The organism is Kordia sp., assembly GCF_022447245.1.
In the GTDB taxonomy this organism is placed as follows: Bacteria; Bacteroidota; Bacteroidia; order Flavobacteriales; family Flavobacteriaceae; genus Kordia.
Genome location: NZ_JAKVBC010000035.1, coordinates 18,743 through 38,486 on the forward strand (window position 1 = coordinate 18,743; position 19,744 = coordinate 38,486).

Annotated in this window: 22 protein-coding genes; 13 read left to right on the top strand and 9 right to left on the bottom strand. The window is 32.4% G+C overall.

The annotated features are described in order from the left end of the window. Nucleotides 1–344: 344 nt before the first annotated feature. Nucleotides 345–1,373 carry a hypothetical protein gene (locus MK119_RS19435; protein WP_366512843.1) on the bottom strand — a complete coding sequence of 343 codons (1,029 nt, stop codon included), beginning with the start codon at nucleotides 1,371–1,373 and terminating at the stop codon, nucleotides 345–347. Nucleotides 1,374–1,819: 446 nt separating this feature from the next. Here MK119_RS19435 and MK119_RS19440 point away from each other — a divergent pair, with 446 nt between their 5' ends. The 4 genes from MK119_RS19440 to MK119_RS19455 all read left to right on the top strand — a co-directional run bounded on the left by MK119_RS19440 (nucleotide 1,820) and on the right by MK119_RS19455 (nucleotide 4,176). Continuing rightward, nucleotides 1,820–2,020, top strand: coding sequence for a hypothetical protein (locus tag MK119_RS19440; RefSeq protein WP_290682426.1), 201 nt, complete (start codon nucleotides 1,820–1,822; stop codon nucleotides 2,018–2,020). Between the two features lie 271 nt (nucleotides 2,021–2,291). After that, entirely contained in the window at nucleotides 2,292–2,543 is a 252-nt protein-coding gene (locus tag MK119_RS19445) for a hypothetical protein (protein WP_290682429.1), read from the top strand. 341 nt (nucleotides 2,544–2,884) lie between these two features. Further along, nucleotides 2,885–3,634 carry a sulfite exporter TauE/SafE family protein gene (locus MK119_RS19450; protein WP_290682432.1) on the top strand — a complete coding sequence of 250 codons (750 nt, stop codon included), beginning with the start codon at nucleotides 2,885–2,887 and terminating at the stop codon, nucleotides 3,632–3,634. A gap of 257 nt (nucleotides 3,635–3,891) precedes the next feature. Further along, nucleotides 3,892–4,176, top strand: a complete 285-nt coding sequence (locus MK119_RS19455) for a hypothetical protein (RefSeq protein WP_290682435.1) — start codon at nucleotides 3,892–3,894, stop codon at nucleotides 4,174–4,176. Between the two features lie 806 nt (nucleotides 4,177–4,982). On the opposite strand, the gene fahA is transcribed toward MK119_RS19455, so the two are convergent. Then, nucleotides 4,983–6,272 carry a fumarylacetoacetase gene (gene fahA, locus MK119_RS19460; protein WP_290682438.1) on the bottom strand — a complete coding sequence of 430 codons (1,290 nt, stop codon included), beginning with the start codon at nucleotides 6,270–6,272 and terminating at the stop codon, nucleotides 4,983–4,985. A 123-nt stretch (nucleotides 6,273–6,395) separates the two neighbouring features. On the opposite strand from fahA, the gene glyA reads away from it, so the two are divergent. Together glyA and MK119_RS19470 are read left to right on the top strand one after the other, a co-directional pair. Continuing rightward, nucleotides 6,396–7,670 carry a serine hydroxymethyltransferase gene (glyA, locus tag MK119_RS19465; RefSeq protein ID WP_290682441.1) on the top strand — a complete coding sequence of 425 codons (1,275 nt, stop codon included), beginning with the start codon at nucleotides 6,396–6,398 and terminating at the stop codon, nucleotides 7,668–7,670. Nucleotides 7,671–7,812: 142 nt separating this feature from the next. Next, nucleotides 7,813–9,525, top strand: coding sequence for an FG-GAP-like repeat-containing protein (locus MK119_RS19470; protein ID WP_290682445.1), 1,713 nt, complete (start codon nucleotides 7,813–7,815; stop codon nucleotides 9,523–9,525). A 7-nt stretch (nucleotides 9,526–9,532) separates the two neighbouring features. Here the strand turns inward: MK119_RS19470 and MK119_RS19475 are convergent, their stop codons facing one another. From MK119_RS19475 to MK119_RS19505, 7 genes are all read right to left on the bottom strand, one after another. After that, the gene (locus tag MK119_RS19475; RefSeq protein ID WP_290682448.1) at nucleotides 9,533–9,925 is read right to left on the bottom strand and encodes a hypothetical protein; all 393 of its coding nucleotides are present in this window, start codon (nucleotides 9,923–9,925) and stop codon (nucleotides 9,533–9,535) included. A gap of 137 nt (nucleotides 9,926–10,062) precedes the next feature. Beyond that, nucleotides 10,063–11,631 carry a hypothetical protein gene (locus MK119_RS19480; protein ID WP_290682451.1) on the bottom strand — a complete coding sequence of 523 codons (1,569 nt, stop codon included), beginning with the start codon at nucleotides 11,629–11,631 and terminating at the stop codon, nucleotides 10,063–10,065. Nucleotides 11,632–11,862: 231 nt separating this feature from the next. Next, a complete protein-coding gene (locus MK119_RS19485) occupies nucleotides 11,863–12,084 on the bottom strand; it encodes a hypothetical protein (protein ID WP_290682453.1) in 222 nt (73 codons plus the stop codon). A gap of 607 nt (nucleotides 12,085–12,691) precedes the next feature. Then, nucleotides 12,692–13,213: a carboxypeptidase-like regulatory domain-containing protein gene (locus MK119_RS19490; protein ID WP_290682456.1), complete on the bottom strand. Its 522-nt coding sequence runs from the start codon at nucleotides 13,211–13,213 to the stop codon at nucleotides 12,692–12,694. A gap of 310 nt (nucleotides 13,214–13,523) precedes the next feature. Continuing rightward, on the bottom strand, nucleotides 13,524–14,390 hold the full coding sequence (locus tag MK119_RS19495; protein WP_290682459.1) for a carboxypeptidase-like regulatory domain-containing protein: 867 nt from the start codon (nucleotides 14,388–14,390) through the stop codon (nucleotides 13,524–13,526). A gap of 6 nt (nucleotides 14,391–14,396) precedes the next feature. Beyond that, nucleotides 14,397–15,236, bottom strand: a complete 840-nt coding sequence (locus tag MK119_RS19500) for a carboxypeptidase-like regulatory domain-containing protein (RefSeq protein WP_290682462.1) — start codon at nucleotides 15,234–15,236, stop codon at nucleotides 14,397–14,399. A 161-nt stretch (nucleotides 15,237–15,397) separates the two neighbouring features. Beyond that, complete coding sequence (locus tag MK119_RS19505) at nucleotides 15,398–15,679, bottom strand: hypothetical protein (RefSeq protein ID WP_290682464.1); 282 nt, start codon at nucleotides 15,677–15,679, stop codon at nucleotides 15,398–15,400. A 287-nt stretch (nucleotides 15,680–15,966) separates the two neighbouring features. Between MK119_RS19505 and MK119_RS19510 the strand changes: the two genes are divergently transcribed. From MK119_RS19510 to MK119_RS19535, 7 genes are all read left to right on the top strand, one after another. Continuing rightward, on the top strand, nucleotides 15,967–16,437 hold the full coding sequence (locus MK119_RS19510; protein ID WP_290682467.1) for a hypothetical protein: 471 nt from the start codon (nucleotides 15,967–15,969) through the stop codon (nucleotides 16,435–16,437). Between the two features lie 642 nt (nucleotides 16,438–17,079). After that, nucleotides 17,080–17,352, top strand: coding sequence for a histidine kinase (locus tag MK119_RS19515; RefSeq protein WP_290682469.1), 273 nt, complete (start codon nucleotides 17,080–17,082; stop codon nucleotides 17,350–17,352). Nucleotides 17,353–17,415: 63 nt separating this feature from the next. Then, nucleotides 17,416–17,748 carry an ATP-binding protein gene (locus tag MK119_RS19520; RefSeq protein ID WP_290682472.1) on the top strand — a complete coding sequence of 111 codons (333 nt, stop codon included), beginning with the start codon at nucleotides 17,416–17,418 and terminating at the stop codon, nucleotides 17,746–17,748. Further along, nucleotides 17,745–18,005 carry a response regulator transcription factor gene (locus MK119_RS19525; protein WP_290682475.1) on the top strand — a complete coding sequence of 87 codons (261 nt, stop codon included), beginning with the start codon at nucleotides 17,745–17,747 and terminating at the stop codon, nucleotides 18,003–18,005. Before MK119_RS19520 ends, MK119_RS19525 begins: the two co-directional genes overlap by 4 nt. A 7-nt stretch (nucleotides 18,006–18,012) precedes the next feature. After that, on the top strand, nucleotides 18,013–18,141 hold the full coding sequence (locus tag MK119_RS19530) for a hypothetical protein (RefSeq protein WP_290682478.1): 129 nt from the start codon (nucleotides 18,013–18,015) through the stop codon (nucleotides 18,139–18,141). 3 nt (nucleotides 18,142–18,144) lie between these two features. Then, a complete protein-coding gene (locus tag MK119_RS24405; RefSeq protein ID WP_366512844.1) occupies nucleotides 18,145–18,237 on the top strand; it encodes a LuxR C-terminal-related transcriptional regulator in 93 nt (30 codons plus the stop codon). A 598-nt stretch (nucleotides 18,238–18,835) separates the two neighbouring features. After that, on the top strand, nucleotides 18,836–19,723 hold the full coding sequence (locus MK119_RS19535; RefSeq protein WP_290682480.1) for an aldose 1-epimerase: 888 nt from the start codon (nucleotides 18,836–18,838) through the stop codon (nucleotides 19,721–19,723). Nucleotides 19,724–19,744: the final 21 nt, after the last annotated feature.

Sequence of the window (19,744 nt, forward strand, 5' to 3'; positions counted from 1 at the left end):
TCGGACCAATTAAAACTAAGGTTTTGTGCATGTGAAGTAGTTGTAATCGAAAAAAGTAATGCTATTGTTATAAGTTGTATATATCTCATAATTGATTATTTAAAAGTTATTATTTAAAACTGAATTTTCAATTTGCATGCTTGTTAAGTGTAAAATTCTGATTCAAATATATTTGAGATATATAGCCAACATAAGAGTGACTTGATTCTGCGTTGACTTCAATTGATGAACGGTTGAATAAAGGAATGAAAGCAAGTTTTATAGAATGATGTGTGAACTAAAAAAGGCAAAAGTGAGTAAAACATACTCACTTTTGCCTTTTTGGTTGAAGTTAAAATATATGGTTAACGCCTAAATTTATTCCGTGTAAGAATTGCTTTGAGTCTTGCTTTTATATCTTCTCCAGAATCATAAATCATTTGCTCATTGCTTGGAAATGGTACAGCTCTCACAGAAATTAAATCGCGATAACTATCATCTAAAGCCCTTCTATCTCCGTCAAAATCTGCATAAGCATGTTCAAAAATAAACTCTGTACTAATAGGAAAGGCTTCAATTAATTGTTTTGTTCTGTAATCAACATAACGAACTTGTCCATTGACTTGTGCAGCTTTGAATTGTGTAAACTCATAGAGTTCGCAACGAATGGTTTTGAATTTATCAACTTTGATATCATTTCCAAGACTATCTTTTCGCACATTTCCATTAGCATCAAGTGCATATTTCCAACCATCTTTGATTTCTTTTTCTTTGATGATTTGTTTTTCTCTGATTTGCTCAGGTGATACTTGAATGTCTCTAAAATCAAGTATCAATCCAAAATCATAGCTGATTTTTGCAATTTCTGTTCCATGATATACCGTCCACAGATCATTCAAACCATACGTATTAAAGTTCAATAAATCATCTTCTAAACGTCTAGGAATTACTTTATCAGTTGCATTATTGAGTGTTACGAGTACAAAATCGGTTCCTTTTGCATGCGCTTCTTGTATGAGTTGGCGCACATTTTTATAGTTTGGTGAAATTTCATCAATATATTGCAAATCTTCAAAAGCTTTGCGGTATGCAAATTTGTTACTTCCGCTTTCAAACATTAATGAAGAAACTTTGTTGTATAAGTGTTCAGCCAGTTTGTTTTTGGTGCTGATGATTTCTTTAGAATAATTGTTCATTTTAAAACGAGCATTTCTTCCTTCTTCCAAAATAGGTAGTGGAAGTAATGGTTTTATCAATTCTTGTCTGTTATCCAACCCGATATAAATGTTATAGAGGATTTCTAATTTTTCTGGATTTCCTTCTTTTTCTAAGAATTTGATTTCCTCCAAATCGCGGGCCACAGCTTTTGAATATGCCGTTTCTAATAAATGCACAAATTGCTGTTTACGCTTTCGCGTTTTATTCTTCTTAAGCTGATTGATAGCATTATTGATTACTAAGTCATAATTCCCGGTATTTAATGCTTCCTGTGTTTTTTTTACACCGCCTCAGGCGATTAGCAATAAGGCGATACAAGTGGTAAGTAGTAATTTTTTCATACGCTATATGTTAGGTTTTATAGGTATATACAATATGAATACCAAACTCTCAAAAATACATTGATTTTTTAAAAAATAACTATATAACGTATAAAACCCACGGTATAAAACAAATAGAAAAAATACAGAAAAAAGACCGAATATAAATTTGTCAACCTTTATCGGTTGGGATGTTTTTACAGACTTTTATGATTTGCTTTATGAAAGAAATAAACGGCCATTTATATCGAATAGGGGAAGCTGAAAAACTAATAGGGTATTCATTATTAAAGTATTACATCATGAAAAAACAAGAGTTTAAGTCAAATTTTACTTTAAATAAGTCTGTGATTTCAAATTTCGAAACTTCGCAAGTAAAAGGAAGAACTATAGGAATTGAATCTGTTGACAGATTGAATTGTGAAACAGAAGATTGTGTGACGCAGGATTGTATTACCATTTTACAAACCAATTATTATCAATGTCCAAAAACAACATGTTAACATAAAAAATATCAAGTAAATAAATTTTAAAGCTAACCATCATCAAGAAAAAAAGATAGAAAAAACGTTAAAGATTAATAAATCTAATATTACAAGTTTATCAGACAAAAAAATGGATATGTTAAAAGGAGCATCTGCAGTACCACAATTGTGTCCAACATTCATCCCACACCTTTATTTAATTACCTATCGTTCTTGCACCTATTCGGAAACGTATCGTACGTGTCCAGCATAAAAAAAGTAATTTAAAAATCATTATAACCGAAACATTATGAAAAAACAAATCAGAAAATCGTCATTGCAAATAAATAAATCAACTGTAGCTCATTTAATACAAGGTCAACTTCGAGTAGGAGGAACATATACTTGTCACGGGCATTCATGTTGTCCAGAACCAACACAGGATCCGACATATGCTAATACTTGTGCAAATACCTGTGCATACACTTGCGGATTTGTATGTGGTGAAGAAACTATAGATCCAAGAAGATGTCTTGAGACTATTAGAACTTGTCCAGCATAATGAAATGTTTGTTCCGCCATAGTTAAGTATTAGATTCATAACATTATAGAAGAAAATTACTAAACTCATCATGGTAAATTAAGAAAGCTGTGATAGTCAAACTATACTAAGAAGCTAGTAGATTCATACAAAGGCGAATCTACATTTTCCACCTCAGTATTGGCAGGATTGTATGCTACTATTAATCCCTCAGAGTATACGACGAATGCTTTATTACATGTATTATTTTAATTAATTTAACTATAGTTGAACAGCATCAGGCTTCGGTCTGGAGCTGTTTTTTGTTACAATATTATTCGAAACTAAACTTTTAGAGTAAATTGCAGTCAAATTTTTATTGCATGTGTGATCCACTTATTTATGTACTTCTTGGTTTAGTTGTTGGTTATATTGGAGGTTTTGCAGGAATTGGCGGTGGTCCGTTTTTGGTATCTTTTTTAGTTTTATACTGTGGAATGTCACAATTAGCGGCGCAAGGTAATGTACTTACGATGATGTTGGGACCTATGAGTTTATTAGGTGTGATGTCACTGTATGGATATGTAAAACAACAATGGCTCAATATTGCTATCGGCGTTATTTCCTATTGTGTATTCTCGTATTTTGGAGCGGTGTTCGCCTTTTATATTGGGGAAACGGACTTAAAATATTACTTCACAGTATTATTAATTTTTATCGCATTATTGCAATTTAGATCTTACTTAAAGAAAAATTCTAAAGCAGCACATAAAGATCATATTTCTGTTTATTGGATTGCGCTTTTAGCAGCTATTACAGGAATTTTAGGAGGCATGTTTGGTATTGGAGCAGGTGTACTGATGGTGCCAATTTTGATAGGAGTTTTTAAATTTAAAAAAGAATATGCACGTGCTTTGAGTTTGGCAATTTTGATTCCACCTGTGAGCTATGGAGCATTTTTAAAATATAATTTTGAAAATCCTGTAGATTGGCAATTGGTAGGTATTCTTTTTGGAACCTATTTTATTGCTAATTTTTTTGGAGCCAAAATGGGAAGCAAGATTTCAGGAAAAGCTTTTACACTTATTTATGGCATTATTTTACTTTCGATAGCTATCATTTATTTGGTATAATTACTGCTATGAATAAATTTTACGGATCTCAATACTATAAATAGTTTTAACTACTATAAAAAACAGCAGTTTTTTCTGATAATTACTATTTTTTTTCACACATGGTTTTGAATTATTTTAGATTGATGACCATTACTTGCGATTATATTATTGGTTATTGTATTGCTTGTTGGTGTTGTTACATGTTTTAGTTTTATGCAACCAGATATTTTTTCAGGAAAAAAATCATTCCGTATTTTAAATACCGCAAAAATGGAATGTTAGAATCTTTTACACTTGAAATGAAACAACAGCTAGAAAGTTTAATGGAAACTGAAAAGGTATATCTAGATCATACACTTGCACTTAATACACTTGCAGATTTGCTGTACCTTTCCAAGCATCACACTTCGCAAATTATCAATAAATATTTTCAATCAAATTTCTTCGAATTTATTAATAATTATAGTAAGAAAGAAGCTATTGCATTAATTTCTGATACTGCGAATAACATGAATATTAATGAAATTATTGATGCAACAGCATTTAACAATTATTCTTAATTTTATAAAGCTTTCAAAAAGAAATCTGGCATGACTCCAACTTCATACGTAAAAAAGATTTCCGAAGATTTATAGTATTTTTTTAAACGCTTTGTCAATCCTTGTCGGCTCATGTGTCATTTCTTAGACTTTTAACTTCCTTTGATCGGCATTTGTTAATGGACAAAAACATTCGCAATAGCGGAACCCGAAAAGCTGATCGAGTAGGGAATTTACTTTAATCTTTTATTATTATGAAAAAAAAAGTATCTCAAACAATTTAGCATTTAATAAATCAGTAATAGCTGAATTAAGCGATAAGACACAGTAAAAAATTGTAGGAGGATCAACAGTTTTAACTTCAGTTTTAGTCGCAGCTTGTGGAACTATCAATCCATTAAATTGTAAAATGAGCGCATATTGTGCTCACTAGTTTTAATTATTTTAATTACTATGTAAACGATTCTAAACTGTAGTTTGGAGTTGTTTTTTTAGTAAAATTCATTATCAAAAAATCGCAAGAAATAAGAAAGCAAATTCTTTAAAAGAAATTATTTAATTTTAAAAACAAACCATTATGAAAACTCAAAAATCATTCAAATCATTAGGACTTAAAAAATCACAAGTAGCAACCTTAAATGCAAAAGCTGTAAATGAGGAAGAACAATTCCACATTCATCTAGAGGTTCATTAAATCCCTTAAACTATACAAATAGTGCATTTTGTTATTAAATAATTATGATTAAATAGATATATAATTTAATTATAAAAAAGGTTGTCTAAAAACAATAATTAGACAACCTTATTTATGTAGTAATAGTTTTTTGTTACTTTTTCTTTGGTTCAAAAACGGGTAGTAATTTTGAGCTTACTTCTCCAAAACCAATACGAACATGATCATTTTTACAATGCCCACGCATAGTTACCGTATCGCCATCGTTAATAAATGTGCGTTCAGAACCATCATTTAATTTCAAAGGATTTTTTCCAGCCCAAGTCAATTCTAGCATAGAACCATAAGAATCTGGTGTTTTACCAGAAAGTGTTCCACTTCCCATCATATCTCCAGAATTTACAGGACAACCGTTTACCGTATGATGTGTTAACTGTTGTGCCATGTTCCAGTACATATATTTAAAATTAGAACGAGAAACAATCGTTTCTTCACCGTTTTCAGGTGTAATTCCAACTTCTAAATGTACATCATAACTTTTCTTTCCTGTGTACTGTAAATATTCTAATTGTGGTTTTAATGGCTTTGGTGTTTCTACTCTAAATGGTTCTAATGCGTCCATGGTTACAATCCAAGGAGAGATTGACGAAGCAAAACTCTTTCCTAGGAAAGGTCCTAATGGTACATATTCCCATTTCTGAATATCACGTGCACTCCAATCGTTGAATAGTACGACACCAAAAATATAATCTTCTGCTTCTTCAATAGGAATTGGTTCTCCCAAATGATTAGCATCTGTTGTGATGAACGCCATTTCCAATTCGAAATCTACACGCTTTGAAGGTCCAAATACTGGTGTATCTGCTCCAGCAGGTAATGTTTGTCCTTGTGGACGGTGAATTGGAATTCCAGAAGGAATAATAGATGAGCTTCTTCCGTGATATCCAACAGGCACATGAAGCCAGTTTGGCATCAATGCGTTTTCTTTTCCTCTAAACATTACACCAACATTTGTTGCATGTTCTATACTTGAATAAAAATCTGTGTAATCACCAATTTGTACAGGCAATTGCATTTCTATTTCATCTAAAGTGAAAATAACGGTGTTTCTATGTTCTGCATTGTCGCGTAAACTTGCATTGTCTGCATCAAAAATGTCTCCAATACGGTTACGTACCAAACGCCATGTTTTCTTTCCGTCAGAGATAAAATCATTTAAACTATCTTGAAGGAAAATATCATCAGTTAAGGGAATTCCATCAAAATATCCTAATTGATGTAATGCGCCTAAATCAATGGCGAAGTCTCCAATTCTAGTTCCAATCGTAATTACGTCATCTCTTGTAAGAAAAACTCCAAAAGGTATATTTTGAACAGGGAAATCACTATTCTCAGGAACTTCTAGCCAAGTTCTTCGGTTGGGATTATTGGTTGTATCTGGCATAGTTGTGTGGAATATTTATAATTTTAAGGTTTTTTGTTATTTCTAGTCAAATATATGAGTTTTCTATATGAGTTATGGAATCTAAATCATATTTTTGGTTTTTATTAACATAGAGTCAAAACAATGCAACGCGACGAACAAATTTTTGAATTAATTCAAGCAGAAAAAGAAAGACAAATTGAAGGGTTAGAGTTAATCGCTTCTGAGAATTTTACAAGTGAGCAAGTAATGGAAGCAGTAGGTTCTGTATTAACAAATAAGTATGCAGAAGGGTATCCAGGAAAGCGTTATTATGGTGGCTGTGAAGTCGTTGATGAGGTAGAAACTATTGCTATTGAACGTGCGAAAGCATTGTTTGGAGCTGCTTATGCAAATGTACAACCACATAGTGGAAGTCAAGCAAATACCGCAGTTTTTGCAGCATGTTTAAAACCTGGAGATAAAATTTTAGGATTCGATTTGTCGCACGGAGGTCACTTAACACATGGTTCTCCTGTGAACTTTTCAGGAAAATTATATACGCCAGTATTTTATGGAGTAGAAAAGGAGACAGGTGTATTGAATTATGATAAAATTCAAGAAATTGCAACCAAAGAGCAACCAAAAATGATCATTGCTGGTGCTTCTGCATATTCAAGAGATATTGACTTTAAACGTTTCCGTGAAATTGCAGATAGTGTTGATGCATTATTATTAGCTGATATTTCGCATCCTTCAGGATTGATAGCAAAAGGAATTTTAAATGATCCTATTCCACACTGTCATATTGTTACGACAACTACACATAAAACCTTACGTGGACCACGTGGAGGATTGATCTTAATGGGGAAAGATTTTCCAAATCCTCTCGGAATTACCTTAAAGAATGGAAAATTGCGTAAAATGTCTTCATTATTAGATGGAGCTGTATTCCCAGGAAACCAAGGTGGACCATTAGAACACGTTATTGCAGGAAAAGCAATTGCTTTTGGAGAAGCACTAACAGACGAGTTCATGCACTATATTTTACAAGTACAGAAAAATGCACAAGCTATGGCAGCTGCTTTTGTTGCAAAAGGATATAATATCATTTCTGGAGGAACGGACAATCATATGATGTTGATTGACCTTAGAAATAAGAACATTACAGGAAAAGAAGCTGAAAAAGCTTTAGGTGTAGCTGATATTACAGTGAATAAAAACATGGTTCCTTTTGATGATAAGAGTCCATTTGTAACTTCTGGAATTCGTGTCGGAACTGCCGCAGTTACTACAAGAGGATTAAAAGAAGACGATATGGCATTGATCGTAGAATATATAGACGAAGCCATTACTAATTTTGAAGATGAAGGAAAATTAGAAAACATTGCATTCAAAGTAAATACAATGATGTCTGATAAACCTTTATTTCAAGCTTAAATTATAAAATACTTACAACCGTGTGATTTTTTAACATAAAATTAAGATTTATTATATTTGTTTCTATCAAAAGCTGCAGATATGAAACGAGCCATATTTGGCGGTTTCCATCAGAATTCAATACTTATTAAAAAATTGGCAGATGAAAAATTACACGATTGTACTCTTATATTTTCTATATTTCCCATTAGTACAAGCGCAAATACTCTTTGAAGAAAAAGCGGTTGAGTTGGGAATAAATATTACTGGAAACTTTAGTGCACAACTTGGAGGTGTTAGTTTTTACGACTACGATAATGATGGTTGGGACGATATTACTTTTGCCAGTAAAGGAGATTTTCCAGTTCGATTTTTTAAAAATAATGCAGGAACTTTTGTTGAAGAAGCCTTCAATATGACTGTGACTGGACATTCCAAACAAGTCTTATGGGTTGATTACGATAATGATGGTGATAATGATTTGTTTGTAGCACGTGAAGATGCAGCAAACAAATTGTACAATAATGACGGAAACTTTAACTTTACGGATGTTTCAACGATTGCGGGAATTCCAGATACTGTTTTAATCACTTTTGGAGCTTCTTTTGGAGATTATGACAACGATGGTGATTTGGATTTGTTTTTGAGTAATAAAGACGATGCTAAAATTATTCCGAATAAGTTATACAGAAATAACGGCGATGGCACTTTTACTGATGTTTCACTCACAGCAGGAATCAGTAATGTAGGTCATTTATCCTTCTGTTCTTCCTTTTTTGATTATAATAATGATGGCCATTTAGATATTTACATTTCTAATGACCGATTTTTAAACACCAATATTCTTTATAAAAATAACGGAGATGGCACGTTTACAGATGTAAGCTTATCTTCTGGAGCAGGTGTTGCTGCAAATGCAATGTCTACCACAATTGACGATTATAATTATGACGGATATTTAGATATTTATGTGACCAATACGGTAGAAGGAAATCATTTATTAAAAAACAATGGTGACGGTACTTTTACAGATATTGCCACAAGTTCCGGTACTATTTTTAATAGCATCGGTTGGGGCGCAAATTTCTTTGATGCTGATAATGATACCGATATGGATTTGTATGTATGTAGTATGGTGAACAATACTGCTTCTGGATTGTTGACTTCTGGTTTTTATGAATGTGATACTGGATTTAATTATACCGTTCCAACAACAGCAGGTTTTACCAACGATACATATACAAGTTTTTCTAATGCGATTGGTGATATTAACAATGATGGTTACCAAGATTTTGTAGTGGTAAATCAAGCACCAGAAAACCATACTCTGTGGAGAAATACTGGTGGTTCTAATAATTGGTTAAAAGTAAAACTAGAAGGAACTGTAAGTAATAGAAACGGAATAGGTTCTTGGATAGCAGTAACTATTAATGGGCAAACAATGTACCGTTATACTTTGTGTGGCGAAGCATTCTTGGGACAAAATTCTGCAACGGAAATTTTTGGAGTTGGAACAGAAACTAACATTGATGATTTGACTATTTTTTGGCCAAGCGGATTGGTTGATAATATAAGTAATGTAACCGCAAATCAAGTAATGAATGTAGTGGAAGGAAGTACGTTGAGTATAAACGAAGAAAACGCCGATACATTCAGCGTTTACCCAAATCCGGCATCGGATTATATGATGATTGCTACCACGATTTCTGAACCGTATACAATTTCAATTTTTGATAGCTTGGGAAGAGAAGTATTTGTTCAAAAGGAACAAAATAAACTCGCTAGAATGGATGTTTCTTCACTTGCTAGTGGACTTTTCTTTGTAGAGATTCGCACCGAAACTACCAAAACTGTTCAAAAAGTGGTCATTCAATAATTTTATCTTATCCTAGTGGATGAATATAAATAAAGCGTAATACCGATAATACAAGTAATCCCACTCCGAATATCACTTTAAAGGGCATTAGTTTTTTAGAAATACTTACAAGTGAATCACCAACTTTTGGAACTTGACTTAATACATGAGTTAGTAAAAGCAATCCAGAAACCATAGCAGCTAAGTCATAAATAAAATGTCTATCATTAAAGCCAAATATTCCTAAAAGTTCAAAAAGTCCCAAAGCTAGAACAGCTCCACCAATAAGTGTTGAAAACGGCATCAGTTTTTTGGCAATATCGTTGAAGAAATTGCTTTCTCCATCCAATTTATCTAATGCCGTAATTCCAAGTAGAATTCCAGCACCTATTCCTGCGATTTTGATTAATAGTAACATCATGTCGTTAATTTTTTTGTTTAATTGTTTTTTGTATGTTAATAAGTTCTCCTAAATATACGTATAAAAAAAGAATCATAAAATAGCGAACTAGTTTTATGATTCTTTTCGGTGTATTGTATATTTTTTAGCTGAATGTACTAATCATCATCAAAAGTAACATTGTTATAGGCACCGACGTCAGAAGGATTTGTTCTAGGATTTCCTAGAATATCATTTTGAACTTCAGGAGCACTTGAGGTATTTCCAATACCAATGGCAGCAGAGTTTTCTCCTATGTTGAATTCGTTATTGTCTATGTTTTTATATTCTACAGTATTTGAGTTTAATAGTAACGTAACAGCATCAAAAATGGTATCGTTTGAAAAATTGTATAATGGATCATTTGTAAAACGATTTTGAAAATCGTCAAACTTAATCAAGCAGTTTGCAAAGTTATATTCCAACAAGACCATGGAATCATTTGGTGCTTGATCAAACAACAATTCAATACTATTACTTCCATCGATAATACAGTTAGAAAAATTAGCTTGTTCTAAATCCGCAGTAAATATAGTTCCATTACCAACATCCAAATAGTTGTCTATTAAAATTGTTGGAAGTGTTCTAAAGCTATTAGTCCAATAGTTGGCAAATGTACAATGTCTAAAGGTATATTTTCCTCCTAAGTTCAAATACATAGAGGATTGCCCTGCACTTCCAATGACAGAATTGTTTGCTTCTATATGCCCTGTACGTGCTAATAAGCCAACAGTAGCACTGTTATGAATTTGAGAATTATTTAACGTCAAGGTTGGACTATCGGTGCCATCGTTATTGTCTGATAATATTCCAACTGATGCATTTTTTATGGTTGCGTAATCCATTTTGTTGTTGGTGCTTCCATCAGTAAACCAAATGGTTCCCCATTGTCCTGGGATATTGGCAAAATTGGGTTCTAGACGATCACCTTCAAAAATAACTTGGTTTTCAAGATCTTCCGTTGTACTTAACGCTCCGTTTACTTGCAAAGAGCCCATGTTTCCAACAATCAGACCAGAATCTGCATGAAAATGCACACGTGCACCAGCTTCGATATTGAGTACTTGATTTTGTCCAACGGCGGCATATCCATAGATGACATACGGTTTTTCGTTGGTCCAATTTAATTCAGAATCTTCCAAAAAGAATCCTTCTACACGGGTTTCATTACCTTCATCGTCTACGCTGAGTAATAAGGTTTCAATTGTACCATCATCAAATTGTTGTGGATAGAGGAAAATAGCATCTTGTACCAAAGTAACCAATTCTACTTTTTGTTGATTGTTTCCAGTGTCAAATTCAATAGCATCAGTGTATAGAAACTGATCGCCACTTGAAAAATCGTTGATGTCTAAAGTAGTTTCAACGAAGACAAACATACTATCATTTGCTAATAATTCTACATCTTGAAATACTTTTCCAGCAATTCCATCTACATTTAAGCGATATCTTGAATTTTCACCTTCTCCCAATTGAATGGTCGGAATACGAATATCGTCGTCACTTCGGTTGTATACTTTTAAATTGTATGTGCTAGAACCAATATTGGTAAATACAGTATCTAAATACACTGTGTCTTTTGAAAATTGAAGTTGTCCAGAACTCGGAACTGTTACAAAGTCCTTTCGGCAAGAGCTCCAAAGTATTATAGTGGTAAGAATTAAAAACGAGTATAAAAGTTTCTTCATTGTACAATTTTAGTTGTCAGATATCGTTTGTAGATATATGGTGTGGTAAAAATATAACTTTTTGAAGTTCTTATTATTGTTTCAGAGGATTAATTTTCTTTGAGATTTATAAAAGATTAGGAAATCACATTTTTTTTTGAAGGTTCCGGAAATCGGAATTTCAATATCTTGATGTATGTATAAAACCGTTCCGCTAATAGACTTTATTTTATTTTTATTGACAATATTCAGTTAGTCGTGTTTTTCCATAAACTTCTCAGCCACAAGTGCTTTTTCTATGAGTGGACGCTCATCTTCGGCTTTTATAGGTCTTGGAATGAGTTGGTACAACAGATCGATTTCTGTCACTCTTGCTTTTCCAATTCGATAAGGGGCTTTGCTTTTTTCTGCAAAGTTGATTTCCTGCTTATTATAATTTAAAGCTTTTCCATGTTCTTTGCGATTTCTGTACAATATAGTAATTCGGCTAAGCTTTTCCCTAACTCAGACATAATTGTCAGTGTGTTTAATTTGGTCAAGAATTTCATCATATTGTATAAAGAATACTATTAGTACTTACATTTTTTTGTTGTGTTAAAAAAATAACACAGCTTAATTTGTTGGTGATATAACCTTCGTTTGAGTTTGGTACCTTTACTGTTTTAGCTAAGAAAATAAATTTTTAAATAATTTTGAAACAAGTAGTGTACTTGGTAACACTTTCATGATGAATGAGAGCATATATAATTTTTATAAAGAGCGCAGGATTTTTTGTGCGGAAAGGGTATTTTTATTGTAGAATACGCATATTTTTGCTGTGTTCTAAAATCCTTGATAGGGTCCGAATTTTAGGAAAGATTGAAGTACTCTTGACTTTGAACGGAATCCTTATTGGTTTCACGAATTTTTTGAACTGAAGAATTAATATCTGATGTTGCTTGTATTTGACACGGTGCAGACTGCATAAGAAGTAGAACTACAAAAAGAATACTTTTTTTCACTGATAATAATATGGTTGGTGTCGTATAAAAGTATCGAAACTTATACAGAAACATAGATTTTTACATACAATCAAAGTAACTTATTCTTTCTTCTTTTTGGTCTTTTTTTTAAATTTTTTTAGACTTTCCTTTAAAGCATGAATTATAGTTTTATTATCTTCCTCAGTAATAGTGGCGATATCGTCTCCATGTACAGCAATTGCGGCTCCTCCGAGATGTTTTCGTTCTACGGCATATCCTGCAACAACTAAGACTTCTTCTAGAGGTTCTCCAGGTTTTAGTGTGATTTTATAAGTTGTTTTGTTAGCTGAAATTTTGACGTCTTGACTTTCATATCCAACATAAGAAACGATGAGAGTATCTTTTACTCTTACTCTTAATGAAAAGTTTCCATCAAAATCAGTACTTTTTTCCGTTGAAGAGTTTTTTATTTTGATAGTTGTACCTGGAAGAGGTAAATTCATTTCATCTAAAATTAAACCTGATATGTGTACGCTATCTTTTTGAATCTTGTTTTTTTCTTTTCTATGAAGCGAACCAATATGCAATCGGGTAAAGTTATAGGTATCTAGTTGTTTCGTTTTAGAAATTTTTTCAGTCATTTTGGGTTTGCTTTGTGAAAAAGCCGTCATTGGTAACAAGAGTGTTACAACATACGATAACCAATGGTTTCGCTTTTTTCTATCGACGATAAGTTTTCTATTGATTTGTGAAACATGAAAACGTCCACATAAATTCCCCTGAGTGCTAAAGTGTTTTATAATTTCTCCATCGGAACTTGCTGTAAAATCAACTACTTCTTTGGAACATACCTTGCAAAACTAACCTTTTTCAGTCGGAGTCATTTTGTTCCAGTCTTCATGATAAGGTTCTGGAATTTGTATCTGTATTTTTGGATGTTTCATATGTACATTAGTTGTTTTTAGCTTGCCTCGCGGCTTTTCTAGCGGCACGTTCTTTTCGACGTTTAGCACGTTTTTCTTTCCATTTTTTTCTTTGAAATTCGAAATAGTTCTTTGTACGTTGTTTTAATGCCTTGGTTTCTTCCGTTTCAATATGAGTGGAATGATACCCATTACTATCGCAAGAATGATATCCACCAACGACAACGACTTCTTCAAATTCACCACTTGGATTTAGTTGAATTTTATAATTAGACGTATCTTCTTTTATGCGAATCTCCTGATTTTTATAACCAACGTAACTAATAACCAGCGTGTTTTTTACATTAGCTGGGATAAAAAAGTTTCCATCAAAATCGGTTGTTTTTCCTGTAGTGGTACCTTTTATTAGCACAGTTGCTCCAGGCAGTGGCATGCCTGTATCATCCGTTACAGTGCCATATATAATTCTGGAGTTTGAAGACTGCTGCTGTTTTAGAGTTACGCGGTTTACTTTTGCATTAAGAGCATATATGTCGAGTCTTTTAAACTTTAAGGAATCTACTTGTGTTGTCTTTGCAGCTTTTTTCTCATTAGATTGAGTTTGTTGTGAAAATAACGTCATTGGCAATAAAAAAGTGGCTGCATACGATAACCGATGATTCCGTTTTTTTCTGTTTGCAATCAGCTTTCTATTCAGTTGTGAAGCATAAAAACGTCCACAAGCATTTCCATGATTATTGACATGTTTTATAATTTCCTCATCACTTTTGCTTGTAAAATCGACAACTTCTTTTTTACAAGCTCGGCAAAACTTACCTTTTTCAGTAGGAGACATGTTGTTCCAGTTTTCATGACATGGTTCAGAAATTTGTAGTTGTAGCTTAGAATGTTTCATACCAAATTATTTTTTCGTTTGTTTTGCTGCTTTTCTTGCGGCACGTTTCTCTAACCACTTTTTTCGTTGAAAAGCAAAATAGTTTTGTGTGATTTTTTCACGTTTAGTAATTTGCTTCTCAGTTGATTTTGATACTTTCTTTGTGAATTTACTTCTGTATCGATCTTTTGGGCTTGTCGTAACTACTTCACCAAGAAAATCGCATACTTCAACGTTTAAAATTACATAATTAGTAACCTGAGTTACTTTGACAGTTTTTGATCTGAATCCAACATAGGCAAAAACTAAATGATCACCTTTTTTAACTTTAATCTTGTAGTTTCCATCCCAATCAGCGATTGTTCCTTGGTTAGTCCCCTTTATGTAAATAGAAGCTCCTGGAAGTGGCATTCCACTATCATCCATAACCGTTCCTTTTACATTAATGCTATCATTTTGCATATTAGCATCTAATTGTGCTTTTCTTTTAAGCGAACCTATGTTTAGTGATTTATATTGAGGAGGAGTAGTTAATTGTTCTGTTAAGGTTGTTTCATGCTTAGAAGATGTACTTCCTTGTGAAAATAATATCATTGGCAATAGGAGTGAAGCTGCATACGATAACCAATGATTACGCTTTTTTCGATCTGCGATTAAGGTTCTATTGAGTTGCGAACCATGGAAACGCCCACAAATATTTCCGTTGTTAGATAAGTAGCGCAATACTTCTTCGTCAGATTTTGCAGTAAAGTCTACCACTTCTTTAGTACAGACTTTACAAAATTTTCCTTTTTCTGTTGGAGACATTTTGTTCCAATCTTCATGACAAGGTTTCGTAATTTGTACAGTGATTTCAGGATATTTCATGATGGTTTACGCTTTTAATTACAATTCAAAAAAAGCACATATCTTATAATAGAGAAACCAGCAATGAGTAAATGATCGTTTTGGATGAGTTAACTTTCATGCATAAAAAAACTCCTTTACTTCAATTACAATAAAGGAGTTTGAAAAATGTATTTATTCGATTATAAATCTTTTTCAATAAAGCTAGAACCACTAGTAGCTGGTGTTAATTCGCCTCTTGCGTCTTGAAATACTTGTAGCGTAAAACCATTTGTATACGTAGGTAACATATACGTTAATACTGGAATTTGTTGTGTAGGAGATACTACTACAGCGGCTCCTGCATTTACATTTCCGTTATAATCTACGGTGTATTTCTGTTGCCCAGAATCGTATTTATATGAAAAATTTCCGTTACTTGTTGATTGACTACTTGAAGTGATAGTTCCACAAAATGCTGACATAATGATGAGGTTTTAAATGATTAATATTAGTTAAGGTTTATGGCTCAATTTTTCCTGACGTCATAATGAACAAATTGATACAGTTTAAAATTAGGATGCATGCTGTTACTATAAAAGATAGCTTTTACCTGAATTACAATAGGTGTTTACTGTATACCAAATACCTAGAAACACGTGTGGTTAGATGTTTAATTTACAGTACTTTAGTGTAAGTCTTAAAACTATTAATTATGACTTCATAACCAATTGATAATTTTGAGCTAATAAGTACTACTTGAGTATCTGTATTGACAGAAAATTGGCAAAAAGAGAATTTTATAAAAGCATTTTTGTTTCATAAAAATGATATAGCATGTTTGGCACAACATAGGGATGTTGTCTGTGTGCGTTTTTATATTGGTATTATTAAAAATGAAGATGGAAGTGACGAACCAGATATGATTGTTGTTGGCGTAAACAGCGATAACGAAGATATCATTTATGATGATACCGTAACTAAAAATGAGCTTGTTATCAGCGGTATTTATGACTTTGAATTACCTTGTCCAAAACTTTGTGATCCAAAGCGTACTTTATTTAATTCAAATAGTGACACAGCACCAGCCAATGCTAGAGGAACAATGAAAACAATACAACATTCTACAGAAGATGATTTCGTTATTAATTTAGCAATAATCATTGAAATTGCACGGTTATCTCTACTACTGCCTTTTTTGGCGGTAGTATTTCGGTTTAAACGTTTTACCAAACTATTTTGAACCTAGTGTATACTACTCATTCTTGCTGCCATAGTCTCTTATAGTCCTTATGTATTATATCAAAATCGGTTGAATAATATATATCTACTGCATACATATACTGTTTTAGAATATACAGGTTGGAGTCTATTTTTTTATCAATTATTTCAAAAACCAATCGTAAAAAAATAATATTAGGTTCACTTATAGTATTTGTCATTTTCTCAGTATTAAATACAATGTATTGGCAACCTTTGGAAATGTATAATTCCTGTGGTAGGTCTATAGAAGGAGCATTTTTGTTATGTATGACAATTGCTTGATTTTATAAAGTTTTTGTGAATCGTAGAATTATACAATTGGAATCACATCCTATTTTTTGGATTCACGCGGGTGTTTTAGTGTATTTTTTAGGCTCATTTTTATTATTCATTTCCAATAACTTTTTATTAGAATCAACCATACAAGAGTTTTTTGAAGCTTGGGCATTACATGGACTATTCTTAATAATTCACTATCTTTTCATAGCGATAGGAATATGGTTGATAAAGTACAAGAAGGAACTTCTCTAATTTTATATGTGGGCATGCTATGAATGTTTTTTTAGCTATTGCTATTGTTGGCTTTGTTCTTATTTACAAAAGACGTTTGCTAAAACAGCAAATGAAGTTACAAGAACAAAAAATCATACATCAACAACAACTATTGCAAAGTGCCATCAAAATCCAACATGAAGAACGAAAACATTTTGCAGCAGATTTACACGATGAAATTGGTGGTGGAATTTCTAACATTTTATTGAGCGTAGAAAGCATTAAAAAAGAACAAGCAGCGCCACCAGAAATTATTTCAAAATCACAACATATACGTGATCAACTGAATCATTTGTTGCAAAAAGTCCGCGAAATATCATATAACATTATGCCGCCAACTTAGGAAGATTTTGGATTGCATAAAGCCATTAGCGATTTGTGTTATTCCATATCAGAATCTAGTAGTTTGAAGATAAATTATGAGTGGAATGGCGATGCACAACGACTGGATTTTTCTCAAGAATTAGCTCTTTATCGTATCATCAAAGAAATATTGGTAAATGCAGTAAAACATGCAGAAGCTACCACAATTACAATCAATATAGAGAATACTACAGATACTTTTAAATTATTCGTAAAAGATGATGGAAAAGGATTTGATGTGGAAACAACTCAAAAAGATGCAGGACTGCGAAATATTAAAGATCGCACATTAATTTTAGGAGGAAAAGTATACATATCTTCAGAAATGCATTCTGGTACAACCATACAAATAGATTTTAATAAGCAAAACTCATGATAAACATAGCAATAGTGAACGATTACAAACTCTTAAGAGAAGGTCTGAGAGTCATTTTAGATGAAAAAAACAATATAAAAATCATCATGGAGTCTTCTAATAGGCAAGAATTTTTGGAAGCGCTGCGCAATACTATTGTAAAACCTGATATTGTACTATTAGATATTCGTATGCCAGTTCTGGATGGTTATGTAACAACAAAATTTATTTCAGAAAAGTATCCTGAGATGAAAATTATTGTCTTAACAATGCATTGAAAATGTAATGGAATATGACTACTCTTTCAACAATAAAATTACCAAAATTATGCGTAAAGTGATGATGTATAAAGGAAGAGGAGTTTTAAAAAGTGTTTCATACGATCTTACAGAACGAGAAATAGGAGAGAATTGATTCATCAGCTATCGTACCGTAGAAGGACATCGCAAAAAACTATTAGCAAAACTTAATGTCCGAAACACCGCAGGTTTGGTGGTATTTGCATTATAGAATGAAATTGTGAAGATTTAGGTCATGCAATAATGGCTTTTGAGTCATTTTAAACTCATTTATTCTAGTGTTATTACTGATACTCTTTTGAGTGTAAAGAAAAGATGAAACCAAGATTTTTATAATTATTTTTCAATGACTACAAAAATCTTGTATTGTGAGTTATTTAGTATAAGCTATCTCCATTTAGTTGCATAAAAATACAGTATAATCAAACCAGTCACAATACTTACCGTAAGAATACTCTTTTTGAAGTTCACAAGGAATACCAGTTTCACAAAAGCCTGTTCCTCCTTCACATGGAGATTCACAGGTTTCTCCACCAACTATTTTTCTAGCATCAAAATTTGAAATTGCTTGTTTGTTTAATTTTAATCCATTTAATTTTTTTGTGTTTCACAATAAATAAAGTTTTAATGAATTTGAGGTTGATAAATCTAATAAAAAGATAAGGTTGAAGAAATTTTATTTGTGTAAGATTTATAAATTTCAAATCATTTTTTGGAAAATAAAATGGCGCAAAAAAAGTCATTATTGTATTCGTAAAACTTGAAGTTTCGCAGTATTTTCGATCACAAATTTATAAAAGTTTCACAGCGTGTTTCAAATACAAGAAAAAAATAACATCATAGAAATTTTAAGCGATCATATGAAAGCATCTGCTTCTATTAACTTGGATGAAGGTGCACGCTTGTTTGATCTTAGATTAAACGATCGAACTATCATTTCTGAATATGAGAATTTCCCATACAATCATTCTTCCGCATCGGCAATTTTATTTCCCTTTGCCAACAGAATTGAAGACGGAACCTATACCTTTGAAGGCGAAACCTATCAAATTCCATGTAATGAACCCGAAAAAAATAATGCTATTCATGGATTGTTATATACAAGAACGTTTGAAGTATATGAACAAAAAATCTTTTCAAGTGCTACCATCATAACACTTCGCTATCAACATGATGGGACTTCACAAGGATTTCCTTTTCCATTTGATTTTTATATAACCTATACATTTGCAGAAACAGAGTTAAATGTAAAAATGAAAGTTGTCAATACAGGTACAAAAACATTTCCGTTTACCATTGGTTGGCATCCGTACTTTAATTCAGAAAACTTATATGAAAGCACGATCGATTTTAATGGTGAAGAAGAATATACCACAACCGACGATCGAAGTCTCACTAATGGTACAAAACCACATGAGCTGCGCATGCCTTTTCAATTAAAAAATCATCCGTTTGATACGGCATATAAAATGCTTGATGATACGATTGGATTCAAAACACCAACGTATAAGCTAAAAATTACAGGCAACGCCAAAAAGAATTATGTACAATTTTACACACCAAAAGATAAAAGTATCATTGCCATAGAACCTACTGTTGGACTTTCCAATAGTTTTAACAATGGCATTGGTTTACAAACTTTAGCTCCAAACAAAACCTATGAAATTGCTTGGAATGTCGTGGTTGAGAAATTATAAATATAAACTGAAAAGCATTAC

What these genes read in the sequence shown, in the direction of transcription:
- MK119_RS19495 (WP_290682459.1), bottom strand. Translation starts at nt 14,390, where the DNA reads ATGAAACATTCTAAGCTACAACTACAAATTTCTGAACCATGTCATGAA.
- MK119_RS19455 (WP_290682435.1), top strand. Translation starts at nt 3,892, where the DNA reads ATGTTAGAATCTTTTACACTTGAAATGAAACAACAGCTAGAAAGTTTA.
- MK119_RS19440 (WP_290682426.1), top strand. Translation starts at nt 1,820, where the DNA reads ATGAAAAAACAAGAGTTTAAGTCAAATTTTACTTTAAATAAGTCTGTG.
- MK119_RS19500 (WP_290682462.1), bottom strand. Translation starts at nt 15,236, where the DNA reads ATGAAATATCCTGAAATCACTGTACAAATTACGAAACCTTGTCATGAA.
- MK119_RS19525 (WP_290682475.1), top strand. Translation starts at nt 17,745, where the DNA reads ATGATAAACATAGCAATAGTGAACGATTACAAACTCTTAAGAGAAGGT.
- MK119_RS19530 (WP_290682478.1), top strand. Translation starts at nt 18,013, where the DNA reads ATGGAATATGACTACTCTTTCAACAATAAAATTACCAAAATTATGCGT.
- MK119_RS19480 (WP_290682451.1), bottom strand. Translation starts at nt 11,631, where the DNA reads ATGAAGAAACTTTTATACTCGTTTTTAATTCTTACCACTATAATACTT.
- fahA (WP_290682438.1), bottom strand. Translation starts at nt 6,272, where the DNA reads ATGCCAGATACAACCAATAATCCCAACCGAAGAACTTGGCTAGAAGTT.
- MK119_RS19515 (WP_290682469.1), top strand. Translation starts at nt 17,080, where the DNA reads ATGAAGTTACAAGAACAAAAAATCATACATCAACAACAACTATTGCAA.
- MK119_RS19445 (WP_290682429.1), top strand. Translation starts at nt 2,292, where the DNA reads ATGAAAAAACAAATCAGAAAATCGTCATTGCAAATAAATAAATCAACT.
- MK119_RS19505 (WP_290682464.1), bottom strand. Translation starts at nt 15,679, where the DNA reads ATGTCAGCATTTTGTGGAACTATCACTTCAAGTAGTCAATCAACAAGT.
- MK119_RS19450 (WP_290682432.1), top strand. Translation starts at nt 2,885, where the DNA reads ATGTGTGATCCACTTATTTATGTACTTCTTGGTTTAGTTGTTGGTTAT.
- MK119_RS19475 (WP_290682448.1), bottom strand. Translation starts at nt 9,925, where the DNA reads ATGATGTTACTATTAATCAAAATCGCAGGAATAGGTGCTGGAATTCTA.
- glyA (WP_290682441.1), top strand. Translation starts at nt 6,396, where the DNA reads ATGCAACGCGACGAACAAATTTTTGAATTAATTCAAGCAGAAAAAGAA.
- MK119_RS19490 (WP_290682456.1), bottom strand. Translation starts at nt 13,213, where the DNA reads ATGACTGAAAAAATTTCTAAAACGAAACAACTAGATACCTATAACTTT.
- MK119_RS19470 (WP_290682445.1), top strand. Translation starts at nt 7,813, where the DNA reads ATGAAAAATTACACGATTGTACTCTTATATTTTCTATATTTCCCATTA.